The sequence below is a fragment of the Streptomyces sp. NPDC050549 genome, assembly GCF_040655035.1.
Lineage (GTDB): Bacteria > Actinomycetota > Actinomycetes > Streptomycetales > Streptomycetaceae > Streptomyces.
Window position 1 is genome coordinate 280,127 of record NZ_JBFAJD010000004.1, and the last position, 17,453, is coordinate 297,579.

The following is a 17,453-nucleotide window of genomic DNA, read 5'->3' on the forward strand; positions in this document are numbered from 1 at the left end:
CAAATGTCACAGGCCCGTCCCGACAACTGGTCCTGACGAGCGCCCGGATTGCGCTATTCGGGCATTTCAGGCGCCGAACGCCTTGTCCTTCCCCTTCACCGGCTTCGCGCCCGCGAGGAGATGCGCCGGGACGAGATCACGGGCCGGCTCGGTGTAGCCGACGGACACGATCTTGTCGCCGCGGTAGGTGAAGCTCGTCAGGGACGCGAGCGTGCACTGCCGCTTCCGCGGGTCGTGCCACAGCCGCCGACGCTCGACGTAGGACCGCACGATCCAGATCGGCAGCTGATGGCTGACCAGCACCGCCTCGTGCCCGCGCGCCACGTCCTTGGCGGCGTCCAGCGCAGCCACCATCCGCACGACCTGGTCGACGTAGGGCTCGCCCCACGACGGCTTGAACGGGTTGACGAGGTACTTCCAGTTCCCCGGATTCTTCAACGCGCCGTCGCCGACCCCGAAGGTCTTGCCCTGGAAGACGTTGTCGGCCTCGATGAGCCGCCCGTCGGTCGCGAGGTCGAGCCCGTGCGCCTTGGCGATCGGCGTGGCGGTCTCCTGCGCCCGCTCCAGCGGGGAGGCGACGACATGCGTGACATCGCGGGAGGAGAGGTGCTCGGCGACCCGGTCGGCCATCTGCCGCCCCAGCTCGGAGAGGTGGTAGCCGGGCAGCCGCCCGTACAACACCCCGTCGGGGTTGGCGACTTCACCGTGCCGCATGACGTGCACGACGGTGATGTCATGGGTGGCGCTGCTGCTCATCGGGTGGCCTCCGCCGCCGCTCTGGCCGCCGCCGGGAGGGCGTCGGCGATCCGCTGGATGGCCCGTTCGTCGTGGGCCGTGGAAACGAACCAGGACTCGAAGGACGAGGGAGGCAGATAGACACCCTGCGCCAGCATCGAGTGGAAGAAGGCGGTGAAGCGGTACGACTCCTGTGCCTTGGCGTCCTCGTAGTTGCGCACGCTCCGGTCGGTGAAGAACACGGAGAACATGTTGGAGGCGTTCTGCAGCCGGTGCGCGACACCCTCCTTGCTGAGCGCCTCGGTGACCAGCGCCTGGATCTGCGCGGATACGGCGTCCACCGTCTCGTAGGCCGCGTCGTCGAGGAGCCGCAGCTGGGCGAGACCGGCGGCGGTGGCGACGGGGTTCCCGGAGAGAGTGCCGGCCTGGTAGACGGGCCCGGCGGGAGCGAGGTGCCCCATGATGTCGGCACGCCCGCCGAACGCGGCGGCGGGGAAGCCACCGCCCATGACCTTGCCGAAGGTCATGAGGTCGGGCGTGACCCCGTCGATCCCGAACCACCCGGCCCGGCTGGTCCGGAACCCGGTCATGACCTCGTCGGAGATGAAGAGGGCACCGTTCTTGCTGCAGGCGTCCTTGAGCCCCTGGTTGAACCCCGCCGCCGGCGGCACGACCCCCATGTTCCCGGGCGAAGCCTCCGTGATCACGCACGCGATCTCACCGGGATGCCGGTGGAAGGCCTCGTTCACGGCTTCGAGATCGTTGTACGGCAGGACGATCGTGTCGCCGGCCTGGGCGCCGGTGACGCCGGGGGTGTCGGGCAGCGCGAAGGTGGCGACGCCACTGCCCGCGGCGGCGAGAAGGGCATCGACGTGACCGTGGTAACACCCGGCGAACTTGATGACCTTGGGCCGCCCGGTGAACCCACGGGCGAGCCGGATCGCGGACATGGTCGCCTCGGTGCCGCTGCTGACGAGCCGCACCTGCTGCACCGGCCCGACCCGGGCGACGATCTCCTCGGCGAGCGCGACCTCGCCCTCACCGGGGGCCCCGAAGGAGGTCCCGCGCGAGACGGCGTCCTGCACGGCGGCGATCACCTCGGGCTGGGAGTGCCCGAGGATCATCGGCCCCCAGGAGCACACGAGGTCGACGTACTCGCGCCCGTCGGCGTCCGTCAGATAGGGCCCGTTGCCGGACACCATGAACCGGGGCGTGCCGCCCACGGCTCGGAAGGCGCGCACCGGGGAGTTCACACCGCCCGGTGTGACGACCGACGCACGGTCGAAAAGAGCCTGCGAGACGGGTGCTTCGTAGGGATAGGGCAGTGCGCCGGGCAGGACACCTGCCGGTTCGCTTGCCGGTTCGCTTGGCGTTTCGCTTGGCGTTTGGCTCATGACCTGCGACTTCTCCGACTTCTCGGACTCCGGGACCTCAGTTACCTCCTCAGGGTAGGCGGCGGGAGCGCGGGCACGGGCCCCCACCCATCTGCGAGACTGGGAGGTGATACACACAGATACACACAGCTCATGCGGGCGCCGGTGTACAGGGCTTGCGCAGATCCTGCGGACAGGTGTTTCAGCGCACGTTTCGGCGGGCGGCCGTGGGGGAGGTCACTGACACGATGATCGGGTTGCGCGGCTGGGGCCACGCGTCCCAGAAAAGCAGTCGGGTGGAGATATGCATCGCGGTGGCGGACTGGGCGAGGGGACTGACGATCTGGGTCCTCGGCGTGCCCGGCGGGGGAAGCACCGACGCGACGCGGAGGAGGCCGCCGAGGCGCGGCAGGGCGGGTCCGGACCCGGTTTGGGTTCGGGTTCGGGTTCGGGTTCGGGTGAGTCGGATCGGGATGAGCGACGTATCGAACGTCGGATCGATCAGTTGCGGGCGGGGAGCAGGAATGGTGGTCGGGTGGGGGTGACGTACAAATACTTCGGCGCGCCCGACGGCGCGACCGCGGCCCGCGTCCCGATCTCGATGCGCCCCGAGGAACTCGGCGGCGACGAGCTCGGGATGAACGGCATGTTCACCAAGATCAAGCCGGAGACGATGGCCGCGATGGTCCTCACCGGCATCGAGGGCGTCCCGCTCAACAAGGTGCCCCCGCTTGAACTTGTCGTCCTCCACCCCGACTACGCCGTCGTCAAACTCCCGATGACGGTCGTCGACCCGCTCCGCGGAATCGGCGAGGAGGCGGTGGGCGCGGCTGCGTTCATCTGGTCGACGGTGCCGGACCGGGGCGGACCTCGGGACGCGTTCAATGTCTACCAACTGCTGCACGAGTGGCAGGACTTCAGCCACCGGTTGCATGAGGCGGGGCATCAGCCGTACTGCCTTGTTTGGCCGTGACCTGGGGTTTCGTGGGATTCGGGCGGGGTCTTCGGGCCTCGCCTTTTTCATGTCCCCAGAGGGGCCGTCAGGCGGCCAGGGCACATTGGTTTCGCTGGGGGCGCTGATGTTCCCTGAGAGCCGGATGGGTCGCCCTCGTCTTCCGCCTCGGCTTCCGTTTCCGTGAGGGCGTCGTCGATCGCCTTGCGGGTGCGGGTCTCGCTGAACGGCAGCAGGTGCGGCCGAGCGGATAGGGAGACCGGTCTGCGCCTCGACCGCCTCCAGATCGAGGAAGCCGAGCCCTTGCGGGGTGGCGACGACACCGACGTCCCAGTGCCGCTCGTGCGCTGCGGTGATCAACTTGCTGACGTCAGCGGTGACCCCGGCCGCGCAGACCACGATCTGGAGGAACGGCTTGTCGGGCTGATCACTCACGCGTGATCTCCGTTGAGGCGAACTTCTCGTTCGGCAGTCAGTCTGGTCGCCAGTTCACTCGGGCCGGTCGCACTCAACGCCCAGAGGCTGCTGACCCGTCGGGCCCACTTCCAGAGCCGGTCGCCTGCATCCACAGGGGTGTGGAAAGGCACAACGGTGATGCCATGGACGGCGAACGGCTGGTAGTCGAGGTAGCGCAGGCCGCCGGTGCCACACAGGTAGTAATTGCTGCCGGTGGCCACGGCGAGGTCGGCCAGTCGCTCGGACCGGCCCTGGCGAGTCGGCATGGCGCTGCTTTCCAGCACTTCACCATTCCAGCCGAGAGCGGTGAGCAGGGCGAGGGTCGATGTCCTCGCGAGGTCCGCCACACGGTCCGTGTTCTCGAACCGATCGAGGACCACGTCCAGGACCTCACTCACCGCAGGCCAGTAGCGGCTACGCCCGTAGTACTGGCGAATGAGCAGGCTGACCGTTCGGCGAGACAGGCGCGGCTCGACGAGCAACGTCTGGTTGACGAGCGTCGGGCGTCCGTTGGGCAGGTGCGTGGGGAGTGTGAGCCACTGCTGCCTGCTCGGGTCGTCGAGAGCCGCGAGCCGGGTGCGCTGCTGGTAGTCCCGGCGAGCGAACTGAACATCGTCGAGGACGATCCACCGGTCGGCGGCAAACAGCTTGGCCAGCGTGGACAGCCGAGGAAACAGGTTCGGCTGGTGGATCGCGCACGCCCCGCCGCTCGCCCCGAGTCGACGTGTGTCAGCTGTTGATGAGTCGGCTGTCGAAGCCGGCGCCCAGGAGGCGCTCGTAAGCGTCATGCACATCCCCCGGTACGTTCTGCTCGACGGCGAAGCCGACCTTCGGGTACTCGATCACCCGTTGCAGGTCCCCGACGAGCATGTCGACGACGAGCTTTTCGTCGCCGATGGACTTGATGTAGTCGTCCAACTCCAACGACTCGGAGGCGCAGACGACTTCAGCCTCGGGCCACAGCTTGCGACAGGTCGCGTACGAGCGGCGCTCCATGTACGGCTTGGAGATCAGCAGCAGCGACTCCACCTCCACGCCCGCCTCGGCCAGCAACTCCCGAGAGAAGGTGATGTTCTGGCCGGTGTTCGCCGCCTTCGACTCGATCATGATCGCCTCGTCCGGCATGCCCAGGGTCAGCGCGTGCTCGCGGTAGTGGACGGCCTCGCCGCGCGGGAAACGGGCGCGGGTGGTGGGGCTGTTGCCGCCGCTGAACACCACGACAGGGAAGAGGCCGACGCGGTAGAGGTCGGCGGTCGTGGTGGCCACGCCCAGGTCGTGACTTCCCAGGCCGATCGCCGCCGAGCAGGGGCGCACCTCGTGTCCCATCTGATGGTAGTTCCAGATCAACGTCGCATCGTGGAACTGCTCGTCGGTGATCTGACGCTGCTGGTGCTCCGGCACTGGCACTCCCTGACTCATCCCTGCTGGCCCTTTCGGATGCCCTCGATGCTGCGCAACTGGTGGCTCAGCCCGAACTGCCGGGCCACCTGCGCCGCCTGATCGAGGACGGACAGCCCATCATTCCGGGTCGCCGCATCCGACAGAAGGATGTGCCCGTACGCGGTGTCCAACCGCACTCGCTGCATCGGGGAGTCAACCGTGCCGGTGGTGCGCGCGATGTCGATGTAGTGCAGGGCCTGTTTCAGGTCGCCGGCGCCGCGGTGGGCCAGGGCGAGCTTCTGGTGCGCCACGGACCAGTCCTCCGGCTCACCGAGTTCTTCGAACTCGCGGGTGGCAGCAGCCATGAGGTTGGTGGCGTACTCGTTGTTGCCCTCCTTGCTCAGCGCCGTGCCGATCCACAACCGGGCCCGGGCTCGGTCCCGTCGGCTGAGCCGCTGGTCGGCGGCGAGTTGCTCATACCATCGAGCGGAGGCTTCGAGCTGACCTGACATCTCCTGCACGACGGCGAGGGACAGCTCGATCTGGGCGACCCGGCGCGGGATCGCGAGCTCGGAGAACATGTCGCGCGCGGTCAGGTAGGACTGTCGGGCAGACAGCGGGCCGAGGATCGCGCCCTGATCTCGTTGTACATCACCGAGCAGGACAAGCGAACGCCCGTACAGATAAAGGCCCTTGTCATCCAGGCCGTGCGCGTCACGGCTCGCCAGCCAGCGGTTCAACAAGGTCGCGGCGAAGGGGAAGTCCTGGCGGCTGACGCAGACTACGGCGCGCTCGATGTCCTCGGTCCAGGTCTCGTAGTCCGCCGGCCGCACGCTCTTCCGCTCCGGGAACAGCACCGCCTCGAACCGGGCATGGGCAGCAGCGTCGGCACGAGCGAGCGCGGTGTCGAGGATCGCCTGGGTATCAGGCCGGGGCTGGGTTTCGGCTCCCAGGCTCTCCCACTTGGCCACCGTACGCAGCGCGACACCCAGGTGCTCGGCGAAAGCCCGCATGCTCATTCGCAGAGCAGCGCGCAGAACGCTCGCTTCCCGGCCCGTCCACTGCCGCACGCTGACCACGGATTACCTCCCTCCGTCACGTATGGAAGCACTCTCGGTGACGACGTGGGGCGGGAAGTGCAACGGAAGTACAACAGCAGGTCATTTCAAGGCCGTTCACGCCGACCGACGCTGTGGACATGGACGACGAACTCATCACGGAACGCCGACGCGTCGCCTTCCCGCAGGTCTTCGGCTACCTACGACACGTCACCGGCGGCCTGGTCCGCCATGCGGCGCTCGTCGACTGCCTCACCGACTACTGCCGCCGACACGAACTGGCCCTCTGCGGCGTCTTCACCGACCGCGACGCCACGGTGGCCATCCGCTCCCCCGCCTTCATCGGGCTGGTCGACACCCTCGAACTACCCGACACCTACGGCGCCGTGGTCCCCGCCCTCAGCCACCTCGGCCCCAGGAGCATCGGCACCGAACGCAAGCGGCAGATAGGGCGAACGGGCGGCCGTCTGATCGTGGTCCGCTCCTTCAAGTCGACCACGGAGTCCGCGCCTTCCGTCGGCACGAGCCCCAATCTCCGGCCGCAGGGGGACACATGATCTCCGTACGCGACGCGCTGCGCAGCGCACCCATGGTCAGCGACGTGCCCGGACTGCGTCTGCTGAAGGTCGGCGACGGCTGGGACCTCGTGCGCACCTCGGCCGAGACCGGTCTCCTGGCCCTAGCCCGCCTTCGCGGTAACGGTGCGTCGATCGGCCCGGTGCTCTACGACGGGCCCAACGAGCGCCTCTACTACGCCATCGCGACCGGCACCGCCGACCTCTGGGACGACCTGCCGGTACGGCACCTCTCCACCAACTCCTGGCTCGTCGCACCCGGCATGGAGCGGCTCGACGACTGGTTCGGCGGCTGGTGCGAGCTACCGGACGACGACACCCTCACCGACTCAGAAGCCCTCCGCACCGCGCTCCAACACCCGTACGTCGCCTGTGCCCAAGAAGAAGCGCGCACTGACGCCGGTCTCTAGTGCCAGGGACGCCCCGTCAGACCCGGCAACACCTACTTCCCTCCGACCTGACCACAAGGGGACATCCATGACGCCCCACCTCGTCTCACCGAACACCGTCCTCGCCAACGCCCTTCTCCGCGCCGAGGACGTCCTGACGCCACGCATCCTGGCCGCTCCGCCCGAGCGGATCGTGCTCGTCGTCGGCACCCAGATCAACGGCGCCCCGCACATCGGCACCTCGCTCGTACAATCGCTCGCCTTCGCCATGGCGGCCCGCCTGCGTGACCGCTTCGGCATCCCCACCGAGGTGCTCTTCAGCGCCCTCGACAACGCTCCGTACGAACTGGCTACAGACCCGGCCAGCGGCCACCGCTACCAACGCGCCTACGCCCAGGCCCTCGGCGACCAGGCTCTGACCGACCTCGTCGCCGCCCTGTACCAACCCCTGTTCACGGCTCTCTCCCGGCGCCTGGGCATCCCACACCGCGTCGAGACCTACACCCACCAGCAAGCCGGCGAACACTTCCGCCGCACCTGGCTGCGGCTACTGCCCCGGCTCGACGCCGCCCGCTGGTGGCTCGCCCCCTCCACCGGCACCCCACACCTTCGAATCCCCTGCCCGCACCCCGGCTGCGGCTGGTCCGAGAAGCACGCCGAACGCACGCGCGTGCACCTCACCGACCGAGAAGGTGCCGAGGTCGATGCCGTCTGCCTCCACCACGGCCCTCACCAGGTCACCATCACTCCTACCGCCGGCGCCTACCTCGACTTGGCCACCCTGTACCGCAATCTCGTCAAGGAACTCGCCCTCACCAGCACGGGGGCAGGTGGAACTCTGCACGTCATGGTCAAGGGCGGCGACTGGGTCTTCGGCTCCCTCCTCGTCGACGAAGCCCTCCAAGCCGTCGGCCTCACTCGTGCCCAGCTCCCCGCCCGCCTGTTCTGCCCACAAGTCGTCACCGACACCGGCGCGAAACTCTCCAAGTCCCTCATCCGCGAAGGCCACGCCCCCTTGCCCGAAGGCGCCGCCGCCTGGATGCTCGACACCCGACAATGGCCCAGCAATGTCACCGAGTACGCCGACCAACTGCTGGCCATGGCCGAGACCCTACTGTCCGACCCCCGGCACTTCTTCCGCTCGTACTCCGCATCCGAGATCGGCCGCCTGATCACCGCACCAGCGACCAGGAGCATTCCCGCCCCATGAGCAACACCACCCCACGCGTCCGCGAACTCAACCTCTACCGTCGGTACTTCGACCTCGTCAGCGCCGGCATCAAGACCATCGAGGTACGGGTCAAATACCCACACCTCGCTGACCTCGTGGCCGGTGACGTCATCCGATTCCGCATCAAGGGCACGGACGAGACCTGCGAGGTCGAGGTCAAGCGCGTGATCGAGTACGCAGGCTTCGGAGCCCTGCTCGACGGCGAGGGACCCTCAAACGTCAACCCCACCGCCACCCGCGACGAGCAACTCGCCAATATTCGCGCCATCTATCCACCCGAGAAGGAGGCCCTGGGCACCCTGGCCATCGAAATCCGGCTTCTCGACTGACTCGCAGACCGCCGCGCATGTTCCATACTCGGCCCCTACCAATAGGAGTCCGTTATTACCCCAATAGCCCGCTGTCGACGGCCCGTTGACGATGAGCTCCCAGGGACATCATTCCAAGCAGACACGTCTCGATCGAGGACCTCGCCAGCCGGACCGCTGCTTCCCCGCCGCCGGACGAGGCCGTTCTACGGGTCTCTCGCTGCAGGTACAACAGGTTCACGAGAGCGAGCTTGGCGACGTCGCCTCCAACGGTGACGTCATCTGCGGGCCACGGCTCACAGTCCACCAGACTGCGGGCGGCCCGGCGCACCCGGCTTCGACGCACCGGATCGAAGGTGGGAAGAAGACTGCGCACCATGTCGAGGGCAAAGCCGCGTACGTTTTGATCCACGTTCTTCAGGATCGCCACCCGCGCTGTAGGCCACAACGCGTTTTCGCGATGGGCAGGGGAAACCTGTCAGTGAATCCGTCAGTAGCTGGTCCCATGCCGCCCCGCTGCAGCGGCGATGCGAGGAAATCGTGGACAACGTCGAGGTCCCCTGAGCGAGGTGCGGAGGCAGCGGCACCACCATCGAGCCGGGTGAGCCCGACATGAGGGCACGGCCGGTATCTGCGCTGCAACAGGGACTTCCAGGCCCCACCATGTCCGGCCTGCGCAGTCTCACCGTCGGGATTCTCCGTCTCGACGGGCACAAGCATCTCTGCTGGCCTACACCATCACGCACGTGATCACCCGAATTCTCATCGCTCTATGCATCACGTGATCGATTCCCTCAGATCTCCGGACCGACGCCACTACGGGGCATGAGTACGCAGTTGCGATCGGTGCCGGGTTTCCGGCTCTTCCAGAATTGACAGTTCGGGTATGTATGTAAATTCCGCGCACCGTCGCGGCCCTCACCCATAGGCTCAAGCCGTGACAACCACAACCGAGGAAGATCAATTCCTCAGGCGGATCCTGGCGCTGCTGGATAGCGCCCGGCCGTACGAGAGCCTCACCCAGTCCGACTCCAAGCAGTGGCAGGTTCAGCCCGGCAGCGCCCTGGCCGGCGACGACGCCAAAACAGACCCGTACCAGGTCTCGCACAACGCCTGGAACGCCCTGAGTGTGGCCGTCGACCACCTCCACTGCTTCCGCTCCACGTTCGCGGGCGACCCGCAGGACAACGCGGTGTCCGTCACGCTCCACACCCACGGGCAGTATTCGCTCCTGCGCGGCGCCTTCGAGAACAGCGCCCGCGCGGTGTGGATGCTCGGGCCCGCCCAACGACTCGTACGCGTGCAACGGCGGCTCTGTATGCAGGCCGGCGAGCACAAGCACGCCGACGTCATGGCCGCCCTCCTCCAGCAGCAGCCCCGGCGCCCGCTGAACGTACGGATGCAGCAGCTGACTGACCTTGTGGTCAACGCGGGCACGGCCCCGGCCGACGCCAAGAAGGCCCTCAAGCCGGCGACTTACTCCGAGATCGTGCGTGAAGCGGGCGCCTTGACGCCCATGGGTTCGGGCCAGGCCGAGGTCGTATGGAGCAGCTGCAGCTCGCTGGCACACGGCGACATGCACGGCACCCTCAGCGTCCTGGAGCGCAACATCGTGGACACCCAAGGGCGCGTGAACCTCACCCAAATCACCAGCTCCCCCAAGGTGCTGTTCTGGGCCACGGACCGCACGGTCGCAATGCTGCAGCGCGGCTTCGACCTCTTTAGGGAACGCGCCACCTGCCACCGCTGACCCGCGTCTCGTCCAGTGCCAGGGTGCCGTCAGGCGCCATCACCGAACGAGCCGCACATCACACGTTCAGACGGCACTGTCAGTGCCGAGGGGAACAATCAACTCATGCGCGACAACCACAGGTTCAGAATGGCCGATGGCGCGGAATTCGTCGGCCACCAGGGCGACTCGTTCGAGATGCGCGTCAGCATGCCCTCCGACGACCAAGGGTTCTTCGGCCGTCAGTGCCCCGAGTGTTCGTTGGTCTTCCGTATGGACGCCCGGCAGTACGAGGCGTTGCCTGACGATCTCATCCTGTGGTGCGTCTACTGCGGTCACCATGCGGAGCACTCGGAGTTCGTGACCGAACACCAACGCAACCGTGCCGTGCAGGCCGTGAGCGACTTCGGTCGCCAACTAGTCAGTCACGAGTTACGGAAGATGTTCAGCCGTCTACCCCGTGGCTCACGGAGCGGCGGCCTCTCCTTCTCGTACGAATCGCAGTCCTTCTTTCCCCGTCCCCTGCCTGGGATCGACGAGGAACAGCTCGTCCGTATCCGCACGTGCCCGGGCTGCCACATCAACTACGCCGTCTTCAGCGAACACCGGTACTGCCCCGGATGCGGTCCGCTCCCGGCCACATCGGTTGCCTTCGACGCGCTCCAGGCCGATACAGCTCGCCTGGACGCGCTGGAAGCTCTGCCTTCGGACGCAAAGGCACTGCTGCGCGAGCAAGGAGTCTTCGCTCGCGGCTGGGTGGACACTGTCAAGAGCGTGGTCGGAGTCGTGGAATACCTGGCTTCCTCCCTCTTCCGCACGGCCGTACCGCATGCGGACAGCCTCCTGAACGGCAAAGGGGCTATCTTCCAGCGTCTCGACCCCATGGCCGATCTGATCATCGACGCCGGCTTCTCCGACCTGCGGACCGTCCTCGGCCCGCAAGCATGGCAGCGCCTCCTCGAAACCTGGGCCGCCCGGCACGTTTTCACCCACAACGACGGCATCGTGGACGAGAAGTACCTGGCCCGGGTGCCCGGTTCATCCGCACGAATCGGCCAGCGCCTCGTACCCACCGAGGACATGTGCCGACAGGCCCTCACTGATGCCAAGGCCCTGTGCGAAACCCTCATCGACGTACTTCGGTAGATGCCCATGGGGGCACATCCAGGGCACATGAGCCTGGGAAACGGCGTAGACCAGTGAGAACTACCGAGAGGCGTTTCCCCTGGTCGGCGCACACATCGTCAAGGAACCCCAGGTCAGCCCCCTCCCGCTCCCATTCGCTGCACGAGTGGCAGGACTTCAGCCACCGGTTGCATGAGGCGGGGCATCAGCCGTACTGCCTTGTTTGGCCGTGAGCTGGGGTTTCGTGGGATTCGGGCGGGGTCTTCGGGCCTCGCCCTTTTCAGTGCCGGAAGCTCAGGTGTTCGTCCGGCCCCCGGCCGCCCGTCGTCAGGCGGAGGCCCCCTCACCGTCGACGAGCTGCTGAATCGCGGACAGAATCCCCTCCACGGCGGAAGGTTCGGACGCGAGGGTGGTCAGCGAGACGGAGGGCCAGCCGTTGTAGCCCTTCGCCGGTAGCGCCTCCAGCCTCTCCGCCAGGCCGGGGAGGGTCGGCAGGGAAGCCGCAAATGCCGCCGCCCGCTCGTGGCCGAGGTGATAGGTGATTGAGCCGAAGGCGAAGGAGAGGTCGTCCTTCGCCGGGTCTTCGCGGAGGGAGAGCGTCGCGATCGGTACGTCCCGGCCGGAGACTCGGTAGTAGATGCGCATGCTCCGGTACTTGGCCGTGCCGCACTCCAGCCGGCCCTCGGACGCCGCGTGATCGAGCAGGGCGGTCGCGGTCCGCCGTACGTCCGGGTCGGGGCGCGACGCGATCGCCGCGTCCATGTCGGCGCGGGTGGTCCGCTGCGTGGGGGGTGCGTGGCCCGAGGGGGACTTCGCCGCCGTGGCGACCTCGCCGTGCACCCGGGGGACGAGGACACGGAGGTCGCCGCCGCCGCGGTACTGGGTCAGCTCGACGGCGTACACGTCGGTCTGGCGCAGTTGGCGGTTCAGGAACTCGACGATCGCCCGCAGCTCCAGCGGAATCCGGTCGGCGACGAACAGCAGCCGCATCTGTCCGGCGGCCAGCCGCTCCTCGACCGTCGTCCAGAACTCCTCCGCGGGCCGGTCGTCCTGGTCGCCGAGGAGTTCCCCGTACGCCTCCTCCAGCGATCTGCCGTCCTTGGCGCAGGTGTCCTCGAAGGAACGCCGTAGCAGTGGGGCCGGCCAGTAACGGGCGGCGTTCGCCGCGTAGTCGAGCATCTGGCCGACGACCGCACGCCGGATGCGGGTGTCCGTGGCCCGCTTGACCTCGACCAGGGTCGGCACGCCGTCGGCGTCGACGAAGAGGTGGTCCAGCCAGTACGCCGGGGCACTGTCCGTGCTCGTCGGCACCCCCATCTCCCGGGCCACCAGCACCAGTCGCAGCGGTCGGCCATCGGCCAGCGAGCCGAAGTCCAGCACCCGTGGATGACGTGCGAGCAGTTCCTGGAACTCCGCCTCGGTCTCGAACTCGGCCCGCTCCAGAGCCTGCAGTTCCTCGCCCAGGACGAACACCGGCTGGTTTGTCATGTGCTCCCGCCCCGTGATCCGGCTTCCATGATCATTGATCGTTTTCTACGCCGGTTGATACAGGACGTTACCGACAACAGGGCCCTGTCTCCCGCCACTTGACGGTTGTCTGTCGCATTGGCGTTGCGTCGTGGAACCGGGCGCGCCGGCCGGCCTGTCAGGCGCTGTCGGTCCTGTCCTGCCATTCGCGCGGTGACATCCCAGGCCGCCCTGCCGGCCGAGCACTTCGACGATGCCGAGGCGATCATCACGGAGCCGGAGCCGGAGTCGGGGACGGAGTCGGTCCGAGAACCGGAGGCGACAGCGGTCGGCTGACGCCGGCTCAGTGCGTCGAGGGCAAGTACACGACCCCGAAACGGAACTCCCGCCGCCGGCCCGGCTCCAGTGACAGGGCGGCGGCGAGTTCCGGGCGGTTGAAGGCGTCGGTGAGTACCTCGACGGGCTCCAGGGCGATGGACGCGCGCCGGTCGCGGGCCAGGGTGTCGCCGGTGAACACGTGCAGGTAGCCGCCGTACTGCCACACCCGTAGCTCGGCTCCGGTCACGGGGTCGCTCAGTACCGTCTCGGTCCGGCCGCCGGGGCCGGGAGCCAGGTCGGCGAAGCAGGCGTCGATGACGGCGGTGCCGAGCCTCCTCGGCGTACGGAAGTCCATGTCGGGGCAGCGGTCCAGAGGCAGCAGGGCTTCCGTTCCGGGCAGGGGGATGAGGGAGGCGTCGGTGCGGATCAGGGTGTGGGCCGGGATCCGCAGGACCATGTCGTCGATGGGGCGGGAGAGGGTGAAATACGGGTGCCAGCCCGCCGCGTAGGGGGCGGTGGTCTCCCCCACGTTCGTCGCCCGGATCTCGATGCCCAGGTCACGGCGGCCGATCGTGTACTCCACCTCCAGGTCGAGGGCGAACGGGTAGCCGGGGTACCGGCCCGGTCGGACGGTCGTGCTGCGCAGCAGCAGCCGTGCCGAGTCGGGCGTCATGGTGGCCGCGACGAGCCGGAACGGCGCTTCGCGCGCGAAGCCGTGGTAGATCGTGCGGTCCCCGGCGCGGCCGGGCAGCAGGTCGTGCTCACGGCCGTCGTGGTGGTAGCGGCCGTCGGCGACGCGGTTGGGGAACGGGGCGAGCAGGCCCGCCCGTACGCCGTCCTGCGACCGCAGTTCCGCCTCGTCGCGGTAGCCGTCCGTGAGTTCCGTCAGTTCCGTGGGCTGCCCGGCCGCTCCGCTTCCGACCTGCCAGCTCAGCAGCGTCGCTCCGCGCAGGGCGAGGACGGCGCGCACGGCACCGTCCGGCGCGGAGACCGTCACGGTGGGTTCGTCGCCGAGGTGGCCCTCGGCGATCCGGAACGTGTCGGCCGTAGCGCCAATCCGGTACGTGTCGGACGTAACGCCACCGCCCCCGCCTGTCACCCGGCTTCCGGAACGAGCTTCTTCGCCCCGGTCATGATGGCCACCGCGTCCTCCATGGAGTGCGACTGCGGGGTGATGACCCCGGCACAGCTGCCGAGGCGCTGGATGTGGATGCGGTCGGCGACGTCGAAGACGTTGGGCATGTTGTGGCTGATCAGGATGATGCCGAGGCCCTGGTCGCGCAGGTCGCGGACGAGTTTGAGCACCTGGCCGGTCTCGCGGACGCCCAGCGCGGCGGTGGGTTCGTCGAGGATGACGACCCGGCCGCCGAAGGCGCCCGCGCGGGCGACGGCCACCGACTGCCGCTGGCCGCCGGAGAGCGTTTCCACGGCCTGGTTGATGTTCTGGAGGGTGCTGATGCCCAGCCGCTTGATGTGGTCGGACGCCTGACGCTTCATCTCGCCGGTGTCGAGCATGCGGAACACCGAGCCGAGCACACCCTTGCGGCGGATCTCGCGGGCGAGGAACAGGTTGCTGGCGATGTCCAGCGCCGGGGCCACCGCGAGGGTCTGGTAGACCGTCTCGATGCCGGCCTCGCGGGCGTCCTGCGGGCGCTTGAAGTTCACCTCGGAGCCGTCGACCAGGATGCTGCCCCGGTCGGGGACGAGCGCCCCGGAGAGGCATTTGATCAGGGTGGACTTGCCGGCGCCGTTGTCGCCGATGACGGCGAGGACCTCGCCGGGGTAGAGGGTGAGGTCGACGTCGCTCAGGCCGACGACCCGGCCGAAGACCTTGACCAGGCCCTTGGCTTCGAGAACGGGGGCGGTGGGGGTCGTCACGACTTCACACTCCGGATCCACTGGTCGACGGAGACAGCCGCGATCACCAGGACGCCGACTGTCAGGACTTGGTAGTTGGGGTCGATCCCGGCCAGTGCAAGACCGTTGACGAAGACCTGGACGATGAGCGCGCCGATCAGCGAGCCGAGCACCACGCCGCGTCCGCCGAACAGGCTGGTGCCGCCGATGACGACGGCGGTGATGGACTGCAGGTTGGCGTTGAGACCGCTGTTCGGGTCGCCGCCGCCGACCCGGCCGACCAGGATCCAGGCGCCCACCGCGATGGCGAAACCGCCGACCACGTAGGCGCTCAGCAGCACCCGGTTGACGGAGATGCCGGCGAGGCGGGCGGCCTCGATGTCGTCGCCCACGGCGTACAGGTGCCGGCCCCAGGCGGTGTAGCGCAGCGCGTAGCCGACGACCGCGTACAGGGCGATCATGAGCAGGACGCCGGTGGTCAGGTTCAGTTGCCCGACGGAGACCGTGTCCGCGCTCCACATGAGGATGTTGCCGGGCTGGAGTGAGACGGTCTGGCCCTTGGCGTAGATCAGCGTGATCGCGGTGAAGATGCTGAGGGTGCCGAGCGTAACGATGAACGGTGGCAGCTTGATCCTGGTCACCAGCAGCCCGTTGACGGCCTGGGCGGCAACGGCGACGGCGGCTCCCGCGAGCAGGGCCAGCACGCCCGGCAGGTGGTTGTCGGCGACGAGCTTCGACATCAGCAGCGAGGCCAGCACCATGACCGCGCCGATGGACAGGTCGATGCCGGCCGTGAGGATGATGACGGTCTGGCCGACGGCCAACGAGCCGATGACGGCTACCTGTTGGGCGATGAGCGACAGGTTCTGCAACGCGTAGAAGCGCTCGTTGACCAGGGAGAACACGATGGCGGCGAGCACCAGGACGATCGCCGGGCTGAGTGCCGGCTGACGGTGCAGCACCGACTGGATGCGCTGGGCCAGCGTGGCGGGCCGGTTGAGGAAGTCCTCCGCCGGCGCCGGTGTCGCTTCACTGTCCACGTGGGTGGTCACAGGGGGTCCTTCCGGTTCTGTCCCTCGTGCGGGCCTTCGTAGAAGCTCATGAGGTACGGACCCATGAGGTACGGGCTCATGACGGGCTGATGACGTACGAGCACGAACTCATGACGTACGGGCTCGTCGGATCGTGTGGTGCGGGTGGACCGCCGGTGCCGTGACGGCTGCCGGCGGCCCACCCGGGCTACCGGGTCAGCTGCCCCAGCAGGCGGAAGCGGCCTGCGTCGGGGACTGGACCGTCAGACCCCCGATGGCCTTGGCGGCGACCAGCGCGGTGCCGGTGTCGTAGAACGACTTGCCGTTGGTGACGCTGGGCTTGCTGCCGCCGCGGGCCAGCTTCGCGATGGAGCTGACGCCGAGGGCCGCCATCTTGCCCGGGTACTGCACGGCGTCCGCGGCGAACTCTCCGCTGGTGACGTTCTTCAGGCCCGAGCAGCTGCCGTCGATCGCGTAGATCGCGACGCTCTTCTCCTTGTTCGCCGCCTTCAGCGCGTTGTACGCGCCCTCGCCCGCCGGCTCGTTGATCGCGTAGACCACGTTGATGTTCGGGTTGGCCGACAGGCAGTTCTCCATCGCGGTGCGTCCGCCGTCGATGGCGCCCTGGGTGGGCTGGTGGCAGGCGACCGTGTAGGTGCCGCCCTTGCCGGCGGTGTACTTCCCGGTCTTGGCCTCCTTGCCGTTCTCGGTCTTGCTGCCCGGGTCGATGCCCATGCCCTCCAGGAAGCCGTGGTCGCGGTCGATGTCCACCGAGACGACCTGGTTGTTGAACAGGTCGAGCATGGCGATGACCGCGGGCTTGCCGTCCAGGGCCGCCGCCGCGTACTGGCCGTCGAGCTTGCCCGCCTGCTCGTTGTCGGTCGCGTAGGTGATGTCCGCGACGTTCGCCGGGTTGGGTGCGGTGTCCAGGGCGATCACGAAGAGACCGGCCTGCTTGGCGCGCTTCAGCGCGGTGTTCACCGCGTCGCCGTTGGTGGTGATCAGGATGCCCTTGTCGCCGCGCGAGACGGCGTTGTCTATGGCGGTGATCTGGGTCTGGGTGTCGCCGTCCGACGTTCCCGCCGCCACGGTGAGGCTCACCTTGTCCTTGGCGGCCTGGGTCTTGGCGTCCTTCTCCATGCTCACGAAGTACGGGTTGCTCAGCGTCTTCAGGATCAGTGAAACGCCTACCTTCCCGCTGCCGGACGACGAGGAGCCTGAGTCGGAGGAGCCGCAGGCGGCGAGGGTGGCACCGAGGCACATGGTGACGCCGATGGCTGCCGCCCGGGTGCGCCGACTGCGGAGGCCCGACGCCTGGCTGGAGGAGAGGTTCATGACGTGATCCCTTTCGAGCCGTCCCTTGGTCGACGCCGAGACAACGTTGACTCGACGGGATAGTGGGCCCGTATGGACGAGCGCGTCAAGTCACTGGTAAACATGCGTCGGCAACAAGTCGGTAACGCGTAATC

At 67.9% G+C, this 17,453-nt stretch carries 18 protein-coding genes and 1 pseudogene; 8 read left to right on the forward strand and 11 right to left on the reverse strand.

Annotation, left to right across the window (positions count from 1 at the left end):
• Nucleotides 1-66 precede the first annotated feature (66 nt).
• On the reverse strand, nucleotides 67-756 hold the full coding sequence (locus AB0I51_RS09255; protein WP_362972955.1) for a histidine phosphatase family protein: 690 nt from the start codon (nucleotides 754-756) through the stop codon (nucleotides 67-69).
• Entirely contained in the window at nucleotides 753-2,060 is a 1,308-nt protein-coding gene (gene hemL, locus AB0I51_RS09260) for a glutamate-1-semialdehyde 2,1-aminomutase (RefSeq protein ID WP_362973131.1), read from the reverse strand. The genes AB0I51_RS09255 and hemL overlap by 4 nt, the downstream gene beginning before the upstream one ends.
• Before the next feature lie 352 nt (nucleotides 2,061-2,412).
• Here hemL and AB0I51_RS09265 point away from each other — a divergent pair, with 352 nt between their 5' ends.
• Nucleotides 2,413-3,081 (forward strand): hypothetical protein, encoded by a 669-nt coding sequence (locus AB0I51_RS09265; protein WP_362972957.1) that lies wholly within the window; start codon nucleotides 2,413-2,415, stop codon nucleotides 3,079-3,081.
• A gap of 219 nt (nucleotides 3,082-3,300) precedes the next feature.
• Here AB0I51_RS09265 and AB0I51_RS09270 read toward each other — a convergent pair.
• The 4 genes and pseudogenes from AB0I51_RS09270 to AB0I51_RS09285 all read right to left on the reverse strand — a co-directional run.
• Nucleotides 3,301-3,495, reverse strand: a pseudogene (locus AB0I51_RS09270) (flavoprotein); the annotation flags it as partial.
• On the reverse strand, nucleotides 3,492-4,304 hold the full coding sequence (locus tag AB0I51_RS09275) for a WbqC family protein (RefSeq protein ID WP_362972959.1): 813 nt from the start codon (nucleotides 4,302-4,304) through the stop codon (nucleotides 3,492-3,494). The gene AB0I51_RS09275 and the pseudogene AB0I51_RS09270, both read right to left, overlap by 4 nt.
• On the reverse strand, nucleotides 4,246-4,935 hold the full coding sequence (locus AB0I51_RS09280; protein ID WP_362972961.1) for a YdcF family protein: 690 nt from the start codon (nucleotides 4,933-4,935) through the stop codon (nucleotides 4,246-4,248). Before AB0I51_RS09280 ends, AB0I51_RS09275 begins: the two co-directional genes overlap by 59 nt.
• Entirely contained in the window at nucleotides 4,932-5,975 is a 1,044-nt protein-coding gene (locus tag AB0I51_RS09285; RefSeq protein WP_362972963.1) for a hypothetical protein, read from the reverse strand. Before AB0I51_RS09285 ends, AB0I51_RS09280 begins: the two co-directional genes overlap by 4 nt.
• 119 nt (nucleotides 5,976-6,094) lie before the next feature.
• Between AB0I51_RS09285 and AB0I51_RS09290 the strand changes: the two genes are divergently transcribed.
• The 6 genes from AB0I51_RS09290 (at nucleotide 6,095) to AB0I51_RS09315 (ending at nucleotide 11,332) form a co-directional block, all read left to right on the forward strand.
• Nucleotides 6,095-6,511, forward strand: coding sequence for a hypothetical protein (locus AB0I51_RS09290; protein WP_362972965.1), 417 nt, complete (start codon nucleotides 6,095-6,097; stop codon nucleotides 6,509-6,511).
• Complete coding sequence (locus AB0I51_RS09295; RefSeq protein WP_362972967.1) at nucleotides 6,508-6,939, forward strand: hypothetical protein; 432 nt, start codon at nucleotides 6,508-6,510, stop codon at nucleotides 6,937-6,939. The genes AB0I51_RS09290 and AB0I51_RS09295 overlap by 4 nt, the downstream gene beginning before the upstream one ends.
• Before the next feature lie 67 nt (nucleotides 6,940-7,006).
• A complete protein-coding gene (locus tag AB0I51_RS09300; RefSeq protein ID WP_362972969.1) occupies nucleotides 7,007-8,128 on the forward strand; it encodes a hypothetical protein in 1,122 nt (373 codons plus the stop codon).
• Nucleotides 8,125-8,478, forward strand: coding sequence for an ASCH domain-containing protein (locus AB0I51_RS09305; protein WP_362972971.1), 354 nt, complete (start codon nucleotides 8,125-8,127; stop codon nucleotides 8,476-8,478). Before AB0I51_RS09300 ends, AB0I51_RS09305 begins: the two co-directional genes overlap by 4 nt.
• A gap of 916 nt (nucleotides 8,479-9,394) precedes the next feature.
• Nucleotides 9,395-10,207 carry a hypothetical protein gene (locus AB0I51_RS09310; protein ID WP_362972973.1) on the forward strand — a complete coding sequence of 271 codons (813 nt, stop codon included), beginning with the start codon at nucleotides 9,395-9,397 and terminating at the stop codon, nucleotides 10,205-10,207.
• Nucleotides 10,208-10,312: 105 nt separating this feature from the next.
• The gene (locus AB0I51_RS09315; protein WP_362972975.1) at nucleotides 10,313-11,332 is read left to right on the forward strand and encodes a hypothetical protein; all 1,020 of its coding nucleotides are present in this window, start codon (nucleotides 10,313-10,315) and stop codon (nucleotides 11,330-11,332) included.
• A 306-nt stretch (nucleotides 11,333-11,638) separates the two neighbouring features.
• Here AB0I51_RS09315 and AB0I51_RS09320 read toward each other — a convergent pair whose 3' ends face one another.
• A complete protein-coding gene (locus AB0I51_RS09320) occupies nucleotides 11,639-12,799 on the reverse strand; it encodes a hypothetical protein (RefSeq protein ID WP_362972977.1) in 1,161 nt (386 codons plus the stop codon).
• Nucleotides 12,800-12,991: 192 nt separating this feature from the next.
• Between AB0I51_RS09320 and AB0I51_RS09325 the strand changes: the two genes are divergently transcribed.
• A complete protein-coding gene (locus tag AB0I51_RS09325; RefSeq protein ID WP_362972979.1) occupies nucleotides 12,992-13,114 on the forward strand; it encodes a hypothetical protein in 123 nt (40 codons plus the stop codon).
• Nucleotides 13,115-13,121: 7 nt separating this feature from the next.
• On the opposite strand, the gene AB0I51_RS09330 is transcribed toward AB0I51_RS09325, so the two are convergent.
• The 4 genes from AB0I51_RS09330 to AB0I51_RS09345 all read right to left on the reverse strand — a co-directional run bounded on the left by AB0I51_RS09330 (nucleotide 13,122) and on the right by AB0I51_RS09345 (nucleotide 17,319).
• The gene (locus tag AB0I51_RS09330) at nucleotides 13,122-14,195 is read right to left on the reverse strand and encodes an aldose 1-epimerase (RefSeq protein WP_362972981.1); all 1,074 of its coding nucleotides are present in this window, start codon (nucleotides 14,193-14,195) and stop codon (nucleotides 13,122-13,124) included.
• Nucleotides 14,192-14,974, reverse strand: coding sequence for an ATP-binding cassette domain-containing protein (locus AB0I51_RS09335; protein WP_362972983.1), 783 nt, complete (start codon nucleotides 14,972-14,974; stop codon nucleotides 14,192-14,194). Before AB0I51_RS09335 ends, AB0I51_RS09330 begins: the two co-directional genes overlap by 4 nt.
• Nucleotides 14,971-16,005, reverse strand: coding sequence for an ABC transporter permease (locus AB0I51_RS09340; protein WP_362972985.1), 1,035 nt, complete (start codon nucleotides 16,003-16,005; stop codon nucleotides 14,971-14,973). The genes AB0I51_RS09335 and AB0I51_RS09340 overlap by 4 nt, the downstream gene beginning before the upstream one ends.
• 195 nt (nucleotides 16,006-16,200) lie before the next feature.
• Entirely contained in the window at nucleotides 16,201-17,319 is a 1,119-nt protein-coding gene (locus tag AB0I51_RS09345; RefSeq protein ID WP_362972987.1) for a substrate-binding domain-containing protein, read from the reverse strand.
• Nucleotides 17,320-17,453 lie beyond the last annotated feature (134 nt).